The 9115-nt window shown below is 40.9% G+C and carries 8 protein-coding genes, 1 tRNA gene and 2 pseudogenes; 4 read left to right on the forward strand and 7 right to left on the reverse strand.

Annotation, left to right across the window (positions count from 1 at the left end):
• The 4 genes and pseudogenes from KPX09_RS01960 to KPX09_RS01975 form a co-directional block, all read right to left on the reverse strand.
• Positions 1-336: pseudogene (locus KPX09_RS01960) on the reverse strand (redox-regulated ATPase YchF); the annotation flags it as partial.
• 381 nt (positions 337-717) lie between these two features.
• A complete protein-coding gene (gene ychF, locus KPX09_RS01965; protein WP_249548727.1) occupies positions 718-1809 on the reverse strand; it encodes a redox-regulated ATPase YchF in 1092 nt (363 codons plus the stop codon).
• A 210-nt stretch (positions 1810-2019) separates the two neighbouring features.
• Positions 2020-2511 (reverse strand): 2-C-methyl-D-erythritol 2,4-cyclodiphosphate synthase, encoded by a 492-nt coding sequence (ispF, locus tag KPX09_RS01970; RefSeq protein WP_249548717.1) that lies wholly within the window; start codon positions 2509-2511, stop codon positions 2020-2022.
• Positions 2512-2748: 237 nt separating this feature from the next.
• Positions 2749-3477: a 2-C-methyl-D-erythritol 4-phosphate cytidylyltransferase gene (locus KPX09_RS01975; protein WP_249548718.1), complete on the reverse strand. Its 729-nt coding sequence runs from the start codon at positions 3475-3477 to the stop codon at positions 2749-2751.
• Positions 3478-3851: 374 nt separating this feature from the next.
• On the opposite strand from KPX09_RS01975, the gene KPX09_RS01980 reads away from it, so the two are divergent.
• Complete coding sequence (locus KPX09_RS01980) at positions 3852-5687, forward strand: hypothetical protein (protein ID WP_249548719.1); 1836 nt, start codon at positions 3852-3854, stop codon at positions 5685-5687.
• A gap of 351 nt (positions 5688-6038) precedes the next feature.
• Here KPX09_RS01980 and purE read toward each other — a convergent pair whose 3' ends face one another.
• Positions 6039-6536 (reverse strand): 5-(carboxyamino)imidazole ribonucleotide mutase, encoded by a 498-nt coding sequence (purE, locus tag KPX09_RS01985; protein ID WP_249548720.1) that lies wholly within the window; start codon positions 6534-6536, stop codon positions 6039-6041.
• The gene (locus KPX09_RS01990) at positions 6529-7077 is read right to left on the reverse strand and encodes a TlpA family protein disulfide reductase (protein WP_249548721.1); all 549 of its coding nucleotides are present in this window, start codon (positions 7075-7077) and stop codon (positions 6529-6531) included. The genes purE and KPX09_RS01990 overlap by 8 nt, the downstream gene beginning before the upstream one ends.
• 356 nt (positions 7078-7433) lie before the next feature.
• Here KPX09_RS01990 and KPX09_RS01995 point away from each other — a divergent pair, with 356 nt between their 5' ends.
• From KPX09_RS01995 to KPX09_RS02005, 3 genes are all read left to right on the forward strand, one after another.
• Positions 7434-7730, forward strand: coding sequence for an integration host factor subunit alpha (locus KPX09_RS01995; RefSeq protein ID WP_249548722.1), 297 nt, complete (start codon positions 7434-7436; stop codon positions 7728-7730).
• Entirely contained in the window at positions 7727-8104 is a 378-nt protein-coding gene (locus tag KPX09_RS02000; RefSeq protein WP_249548723.1) for a MerR family transcriptional regulator, read from the forward strand. Before KPX09_RS01995 ends, KPX09_RS02000 begins: the two co-directional genes overlap by 4 nt.
• Positions 8095-8172 (forward strand) — tRNA-Pro (locus KPX09_RS02005). The genes KPX09_RS02000 and KPX09_RS02005 overlap by 10 nt, the downstream gene beginning before the upstream one ends.
• A 150-nt stretch (positions 8173-8322) precedes the next feature.
• On the opposite strand, the pseudogene KPX09_RS05780 reads toward KPX09_RS02005, so the two are convergent.
• Positions 8323-8969 (reverse strand): annotated as a pseudogene (locus KPX09_RS05780) (hypothetical protein); the annotation flags it as partial.
• Between the last annotated feature and the right edge of the window lie 146 nt (positions 8970-9115).

The following is a 9115-nucleotide window of genomic DNA, read 5'->3' on the forward strand; positions in this document are numbered from 1 at the left end:
CGTAGCTGCATTAGTTTCTTCCACATTACATACGTACATAACGGGCTTGCTAGTTAAAAGCTGCAAGTGCTTAAGTTCATGAGGAGCAACATCCGCTACAGATCTCGCAGGTCTGCCATCCTCCAATGCTGCTAAAATATTTTCCAGCAATTCCTTCTGACTATGTTGCGTTTTATCGGACTTAGCTGCTTTGGCAACATTCATAATGCGACGTTTCACGCTTTCCATGTCAGCCATGATCAGTTCCATTTCCACGATTTCTGCATCATGCACTGGGTTAACAGCATTATTCACATGCTGTATATCATCGTCTTCAAAACACCGTAAAACGTGCATAATGGCATCAACTTCGCGGATGTGACCGAGAAACTTGTTACCTAAACCTTACCTTACACCGCGTCAATACGACTCATAATAGACATATCTCAGAAATACGACATTTTGGTTACTGTATTTGAATGCTCAGAACACCATAATACGCATTTTTCTAGATGAAAACAGGATGATAGGATTTAGAGTAAGTACATTTACTACGATGATATAGAAAACATCATCGCACTTCACAACTCACCGTGCATCTACTCTACATACAGCAGGGTATTACCTAGAAAACCTGTGCTACAAGGGAAAAGATTACATAGTACTAGATTCACCTACTTCTAAGCTAATGCACGCCACTTCGAAACTCTCTGCGCAAAATACACACTCTACAGAACGTTACTTGTTGACTCTAAAGTGCATTATGTCCCCATCTTGTACTATATAATCTCTGCCTTCAAACCGCACCTTACCAGCCTTTTTACATTCAGCCTCACCCCCACATTGAATGTAGTCCTCGAAGCTTATAGTTTCAGCCTTTATGAAACCCTTTTCAAAGTCAGTGTGTATAGTTCCTGCAGCCTTATCTGCCGGTGTGTTACGCATTATAGACCACGCACGCGCCTCCTTGGGGCCTAGAGTAAAGAAAGTTATAAGATCTAACAAATTGTAAATTGTTCTTACTGCTGTATCGATACCCGATTCTACTAGACCCAGTTCTTCAAGAAAATTCTTTCTCATTTCTTCGTCTTCAAAGCTTAGTATATCTGTCTCGAGCTTCGCCGAAAGATAACAGCATTGGCTGCCAGAGCGTTGCGCCATCTCTTTTACAGCCTCAACTAGAGCATTACCCGTAGCTGCATTAGTTTCTTCCACATTACATACGTACATAACGGGCTTGCTAGTTAAAAGCTGCAAGTGCTTAAGTTCATGAGGAGCAACATCCGCTACAGATCTCGCAGGTCTGCCATCCTCCAATGCTGCTAAAATATTTTCCAGCAATTCCTTCTGACTATGTTGCGTTTTATCGGACTTAGCTGCTTTGGCAACATTCATAATGCGACGTTTCACGCTTTCCATGTCAGCCATGATCAGTTCCATTTCCACGATTTCTGCATCATGCACTGGGTTAACAGCATTATTCACATGCTGTATATCATCGTCTTCAAAACACCGTAAAACGTGCATAATGGCATCAACTTCGCGGATGTGACCGAGAAACTTGTTACCTAAACCTTCACCTGCACTCGCCCCACGCACCAAACCCGCAATATCAACAAATTCTACCTGGCTGAAAATAGTATTCTGCGAACCTGCCATGGATGCCAAGGTTTTGAGCCTAGCATCTCTGACAATAGTCCTTCCAGCATTAGGCTCTATCGTACAGAACGGATAGTTAGCCACCTCTGCAAGCGTGGTTTGTGTTAGAGCATTAAATAACGTAGACTTCCCAACATTAGGCAAGCCTACTATCCCGCAGTTTAGTCCCATCTGGCTCAATGATACGTACTATATAAAAGACGCCCCATTTTAACATCGAATACGTGTTTGCGATACAACATTTGTTAGCATTTGAATGCCTCTAGGAGTATTGACAGCACCGGCTTTTTAGAAGATCACACTTCCGTAAAAATGGCCGTATCTTCAAGGTCTTAGTCCCCAAAGTGAAAGTAAAAAAGCTACCCTATTCACAGCAAAGAACTACACCCTATAACACATCAGCACTGCCTGTGCCGCAATACCTTCACCACAACCTAAAAACCCAAGTTTTTCCGTCGTTACTGCCTTAATGTTAATGCGTGATAAATCAACATTTAATAGCTTAGATAGAAACTCTTTCATGTTGGGGACATGCGGTGTTATTTTTGGCTGCTCACATACTACGGTGACGTCAAAATTTAGTATCGCATACGATTTTTCAGCAGCCTTTTTTTGTGCTTCTAATAAGAAATAAGATGAGCTCATGTTCTTCCATTGGGGATCACTATTAGGAAAGTGCTGCCCTATACTACCCTCTCCCATGCAGCCCAATAGTGCATCTGTGAGTGCGTGAAGCACAACATCACCATCAGAATGCGCAATTATTCCCTGTGTATGTCCTACCTTGACTCCACATATGGGTATGTACTGCTCCTCTTCTTGAGATTCGGCAAATCTATGTACATCAAAACCTATTCCGATTCTGAACGGCATCCCTAAGTACCTCACTGACAATATGACAAAACACCCCGCCGGTATAAATCACACAGCCTCAACGAGCAATTTACACTGCTCTGCCACTACTCACACTGTTTAGTAAATGCAGGCGCAAACATCCCACATTCGCAGTTTATTACACATGATGCACAAAATTCCAAGTCGGAGGAGCATAGCAAAACAATAAAATCACACCATTTAAAGGCCCTACAACCTATTAAAACTAACACACTTCTAATTACCCATGTGTTGCATATACAACTCAGCCCTAGTAATATCCTCGGCAGTAGTAATCTTAAAGTTGTAATGATCTCCCTCTATAGAGATAACTGACATACCACACGCCACCATTACTGATGAGTCATCTGAGAAATATTTTTCCTGGTCTGTGCTGTAGACTTCTTTATGACATCTCAAAATATCCTTGTACCTGTATATTTGAGGTGTTTGAACTATTCTGACGGAATCCTTCGCTATTTCCTCAACAACAACTGAGTTTTCAACCCGACTTATGGTATCGCTAGGCCGCAAAACAGGTACAATCCCCGCATGATCCCGTAGATGGTAAGTTATAACGTCAGCGCTCGGCAAACTAGAAAAAGGGCGACAGGCATCATGTATTATTACAAATTCTGGATTAATGTGTTCAATGCTTTCCAAGCCTATGCGCACAGAATCTTGTCTGCGAGCTCCTCCATATACTGGTGGTATAAGCAAATCCGTCACCTTTTTAGGAAGGGATAAGAGGGAATGTTCGTAGAAAGCATCCTGCCCCTGCCCGATCACAACCTTCACAGAATGTACAAATGAAGTAACCATCTGAGTAATGGTATGCGCAAGCACTGAATGACGTTGAATCCTGAGATATTGCTTCAGTTGGTTCTTCTTTCCCAATCTTCTGCTTTCTCCAGCAGCTACTATAAGTACAACGAAAAGAGGCATCATAGTTCTCCAAGCAAACAAAAGATAATCTGGCAATTTATAGCAACATACTACACTTTGATATGCATGTAAAGCAGGCTAGTAGCGCATTATACAACTTTTGCCACTATTATCACAGTTAATATCATAGTAATGTTGCTCTTATGCAAAAGCAAATGTAATATATGGGGTAGCATGTTCGGTTGTAAATTTGTCCTGATTTTCTGATATGGACATACTGTAAGTTAGGTGTCACACATTGTTGTGTCTGAGCTACACAAGGATTGTGGCTGCTGTCATATAATTACACTACTTATGGTGCATGGGTTTTAGTTCGCAAGCGTCGTGTTTTTTGGCGCGTCTCGCTATTACTCATCGAAAGAGCTCATTTGAAAAGAATTGTGAGATGGGTTTATATGTCTGTAGAGGAAATAGGGGACGATATTGCGGGGAATAATTCATTTGTTGCTATCGAGGAAGAATCAACAATTGAGACATTACTAAGAACAGATTTAGCAGCGGAAAGGGCCACGGCGCAGTTAAATGCTGAAATGCAGGATGATGCCGCTGAGATTATTTGTGCTACAAAAACAGATATCGATGTTCTTTTGCGTTTTATAAGGAAGCTGCAGAATGAACAACGCGAGATAAAGAATCGTGAGTATACGTCGACCAGTGCATGGTACAGCTGGCTCGAGTTCCTAACAATTCTTGTAATTTTTCTTAGCTTTCTATCCATGGTAGTAACTTTATGCGCTATAGCGATTAACCCCGAATGCCATGAAGAGGGTAACATTTTTTATGCACTATGGAACATTTTCCAATCTAGTAGCAAGTCTCTATCAACTAAAGTGGCTATCGCGATCTTAATTATATCTTGTGTTTTATTTACTGTTTGTTGTGTTGCATACGCTATTATCCATGGTGAAGCGCAAAAAACACAAAATGAATTTTCATCCCAGTTATGCCAGAACACAAGAATTTATGCTGAATTGAGACCCACAATAGACTACCAAGTTCTTATGGCTCAAAAAAACCTACGCATCTCATGTGAGTTCATAAAAACGCGTATAGATTTGCTAGAATCCAATAGTATTTCGTCTGGAAGTCTTGGATATATAGAAGAGAAAATACAGAGAGATAACAAAAACCTCATACATGCTTTGAGCGCTAAAGTTACTGAACATCTAGAAAAGATGGATGAATGCATGCGAAACTTTCTTAGTGGCATTCTACATGATTCTCAGACAGCATCAAAAACTATACATAACGAGATTTCAGCATTGGAAAAGCGTATGAATCTTAATGAACTGAAGTTAAAAGATACATCAGAAGAGTTGAGAAAATACCTGGAGTTACATCTTGATGTTATCCATACCATTTTGCAAGCAGATCAGAGAAAAAATACAAGAAGACTATTAAACTGCAAAAATATTCTTAATGCTTGCTGTGCAAGCATTGCAGACATTTTACAAAATAGCGTGACGGAAACTAAGCGCTCTGTAGAAGAGTGTCTATGTCTTCACGGAAACTGTTTGCAAGCAGTCTTACGTGCTGTAGTTTCGGAAGGAGATGCAGAGCCTATTGCTACGTGTGTTATACTTCTAGAAGCACACACCCAAATGCAAGCAATTGGTCACTATAAATCAGCTTGTGTATATGAAAGAGCAAAGAAAAAACTTAAGCATAGTTTCCCAGGTTTGAGCAAAACCCTTTTTAATGACAATCTAGCTGTTCATGAGGTACTATCCGACATTTATAATGCTTTAACTAAGGAACTTGCACCTATATATGAGCTCTCTGAAACACTTTGCAACATAATAGAAAAAGAGCCATCGTCTCTTCACCAGTACCGCGATATTTGTAAAAACATCTCACTAAATTGTGGCATGGCACTATTCGGCAAAAATGGTGTATTAAATCATGAAGGAAAACAAAAATGTTTTTACAGGAGTATGTTCTCCATCGTGCAAAATGGTCTGGAAGAAAACGCGAAGGGGTATGAAGAGTTGGAGAACATCAAGTCATGTGCTTCACGCTTAATCTTGATACCGTATATGATGAAGCTAATGCAAAGTCCGGAAAGTGCACACAACGATATCAATTGTATAAACAGCGTGCTTAATAATGTTTTTGCTTCTCTTGATGACATAACTCCAGCTTTACCGCAGAACACCAGCGTTGCATCACAGCGTGTTGTTACTCAGAAAGCTTTACATGTTAGCGAGATCACATCTGAAAATGCGCGGTAATATGAAGATTTCATGTATTCACCTACCGTGTATGCGCAAAGCAGGTAGAGTATTGCTAGATAGAATCGCCAGATTTATAGTTGGGAGAACGTTTGACCCTAGCAATTAAATCTGGCACCACCCTACCTCCAATAAATCACAGTTGGTACGCGTACTGCATTCTTCACACTTGTGTAGTATACCCCCTCGATAACCTGTACAGCAACATAACCATAAACCTCCGGATTCATAGACCAGACAATGGGTTACTAACTTGCAACTTCACCACCAACACACAATAAACCGAACCTCGTGTAGTCACATGCTGAAACTTTGGCAGTATACTTTCCAGACTATCTACACAAAATAGGTTTAATAAGGTGTTATTGAGACAGAATCCGTAATTTTCTGTTTCCAGTTTTGTAGTCGCAAAGAGACATTTTCATCCCACAGTCCAATAATAGACGCGGCCAGTACTGCAGCATTGAAAGCCCCTGCAGGGCCAATAGCCATAGTTGCCACAGGCGTCCCCTTCGGCATTTGCACTATAGAAAGCAAGCTATCCGTCCCCCTTAGACACTCACTCATTACAGGCACACCTATTACTGGAATATGGGTAAGTGCTGCTACCATACCGGGCAAGTGAGCTGCTCCGCCTGCTCCGGCGATAATGACCTTAAACCCTGTTTCATGCGCTGACTTGGCGAAATTAAATAACCTCTCAGGTGTTCTATGAGCGGACACAACAAGTGCTTCATGGGCTATCATAAGCTCATCCAGCACCGAAATTGCTGCACTCATAGTAGGAAGATCTGATTTACTACCCATTATCACAGCTACGGGCACCGGAGAGAGTTTAAGTTCATTCATCGTTAGCCTTCGATATAGATGCTATTGCAGCAAAAAGCGCACGTTTATTATATACATTTGTAATTGGTGCAGTATTATCCCCAATTATGGCAATAAATGGTATCTTCCCAGAAAAATATACTCCTTTACCAGAAAGTGCATATGCCAATTTGCCGTGATACTCGGAAGAGACGTTGTACGGCTCAAAATTTATAATTTTCTGATCTCGCAGGAAAGCAGCCAATTTACTTCTACTAGTGTCAAGGGAGATGATCATTGGCCTTACATCTCTATAGCGGCTAAGAGCTTCAATAATATCAGGCATCTTTTCTATACAGTTACTACACCACGACGTATACAACACCAGGAGTGTAGGCCCTGAACCTATGTCAGAAACCAACTTATATAGAGCTTCATCTGAGTTTATTTCTTTAATGTGTATTTCGGCTTTCTCTAGCTCATATTCAGCATTGTCAATACTACCTATGAGCGCAAAGGATACAAGCGCAATAACACAAAATACTGCTATGAAGTACTTGTTATACAGTATCTTGGGAACCATGAATTCCTCTAATCAGTACGATAAACACAGCCCAATTATGGGTATGCATTTACTAACCTACAAGGTTTTTTGTTGAGGCTTTGTCTTATTGACGCGGCTTGGTACATGAATTAAGAATTTTTATGAGCATTAGCAGTAAAATATTGTGTTCGGATGCCGAACTACGCCAAATACCAAAAATGCATCTATGTTAACTGGGAATGAAAGAAGTAGTACGCAGCTTGCCGTTGAATTTCCTAGATGTAGTGTGGTCGGTACTGCCATTTATTGAGAAGCCTTATGCACATATATAGGCTTGATACTTTCTTCTGATTGTGTAGACTTAGCGCAATATGGTCTGCTGTGCATGGTATTCTATGGTTCAGACACTCACAAAGGCCCGAATTGCCTCCATGATTAATAGGGAAATAGGTTTATCAAGAGAAGATTCTTTGGCTATTGTGGGAGAGATATTGGATGAGATGTCATCTTCTCTTGTCCGTTGTGGATCCCTTAAGATATCTTCGTTTGGTATTTTCAAAGTGATCAGAAAGAAGGAACGTGTTGGTAGAAATCCTAGAACTTTGGAAAAGTTTGTGGTAGAGGAGCATAATACTGTAACTTTTTGTCCTTCGGTAACGGTGAAAAGGTTTATAAACGGTGATGAAACGTGAGTTATAGTGAGCTTGATAACATATCGGACCATAAACAAAGCTTTGACAAGGTGTTTGTCCCAATAGGTATAGTAGCCAAGGAGTTGGGTGTTGAGCAGTATGTGCTTCGTTTTTGGGAAAGCAAGTTTTCACAAATAAGCCCTATAAAAAGGAGAGGGAGACGCTTGTATGGCAGAAATGATATTGAGATCATAAAGAAAATAAAGCATATGCTATATGATCTTGGGTACACGATTAAGGGCGCACAGGCAGAGCTGAAAAAGCAGCACAGTGTTTCGAAGGTTGTGAAAACAAACTATATAGCACTTACTAAGTTGCTTGAGAATATGTTGGCTATGCGAGAAATGCTTACAAAAAAATTGAACGGAATGTAGCGCAGCCTGGTTAGCGCGTCAGTCTGGGGGACTGGAGGTCATGGGTTCGAATCCCGTCATTCCGACCATTTTAGTTTACCACTTAAATAGTTTTTGTACTGTCGGCTACTATCCAGTTTTCTTACAGCGTAACTCTGTCGAGACCATTCATAAGAACTGCATATCACTAACTACGATACCTTAGAGCGCAATATCTATCCTGAACAGCCTCGTATCAAACTAACCATGATAAAGGTAGAAGAAACCGCCCTAATCTCAACAACCTCACCCCCTTCAATAGTTTTAGCAAGTATCCCAGCCACTATGGTTTTTTCTTCGGGGGTGAGTTCCTTGACCAGGTCTTTAGCTACCGCTGTGGCGTTGTCGTCAGGAGCGGCACTTGTCTTACCAGAGTTAGGCCAACCCTGTCCTATCTCTAATACAAACTGCCTAAAATCTGCCAAGGTACCGGGTCCTTTACCACTACCGCTACTGTGCCCTGTTCCACATGCATAGGAACCGTCCGATATATTGCTTCCCCCTCCATACTTGTTACTGCCGGAAGCCTTACAAACCTTGGTATCGATGATAGGGTGAGAGATTTCAACAGCCTTAGCAAAGTGAACAATGTCCTTACCTTATCTAATAAGAGAACCCTATACATAAACCAGATATGAAATCCTAGGATTACTAAACAAAACATACCTAGAGACTGCTTTTAGATATTCGGAGGAGCGTAGTTACTTAGTCTCCTCGCATATTAAACTCATTTGTAAACGAGAGACACTACATCATAAGCTAACTCCTTAGCTAGTAGATATACTGTATCAGCTTCATCTTCCTTACTACCACTATCTCTAATTCCCTTAGTCTTCCCCTTTGAATAATAAGATTTATTACGGGGGCTTATGGTACCCCTAGCGATTCGTAGAAGATTAGGATACTTGTCAATCCACACGTACAGTATTGAGGTTGCTATGAGATTCTATGCCCAACTCCCGCAGGGTGTAATTACCAAAATCTCAGAAAACA

Origin of the sequence: Anaplasma phagocytophilum, from assembly GCF_023476575.1 — a bacterium.
GTDB classification, from domain to species: Bacteria; Pseudomonadota; Alphaproteobacteria; order Rickettsiales; family Anaplasmataceae; genus Anaplasma; species Anaplasma phagocytophilum_A.

Coding starts and splice junctions, on each gene's coding strand:
- KPX09_RS01980 (WP_249548719.1), top strand. CDS start 3,852: ATGTCTGTAGAGGAAATAGGGGACGATATTGCGGGGAATAATTCATTT.
- purE (WP_249548720.1), bottom strand. CDS start 6,536: ATGAATGAACTTAAACTCTCTCCGGTGCCCGTAGCTGTGATAATGGGT.
- KPX09_RS01995 (WP_249548722.1), top strand. CDS start 7,434: ATGGTTCAGACACTCACAAAGGCCCGAATTGCCTCCATGATTAATAGG.
- ychF (WP_249548727.1), bottom strand. CDS start 1,809: ATGGGACTAAACTGCGGGATAGTAGGCTTGCCTAATGTTGGGAAGTCT.
- ispF (WP_249548717.1), bottom strand. CDS start 2,511: ATGCCGTTCAGAATCGGAATAGGTTTTGATGTACATAGATTTGCCGAA.
- KPX09_RS01990 (WP_249548721.1), bottom strand. CDS start 7,077: ATGGTTCCCAAGATACTGTATAACAAGTACTTCATAGCAGTATTTTGT.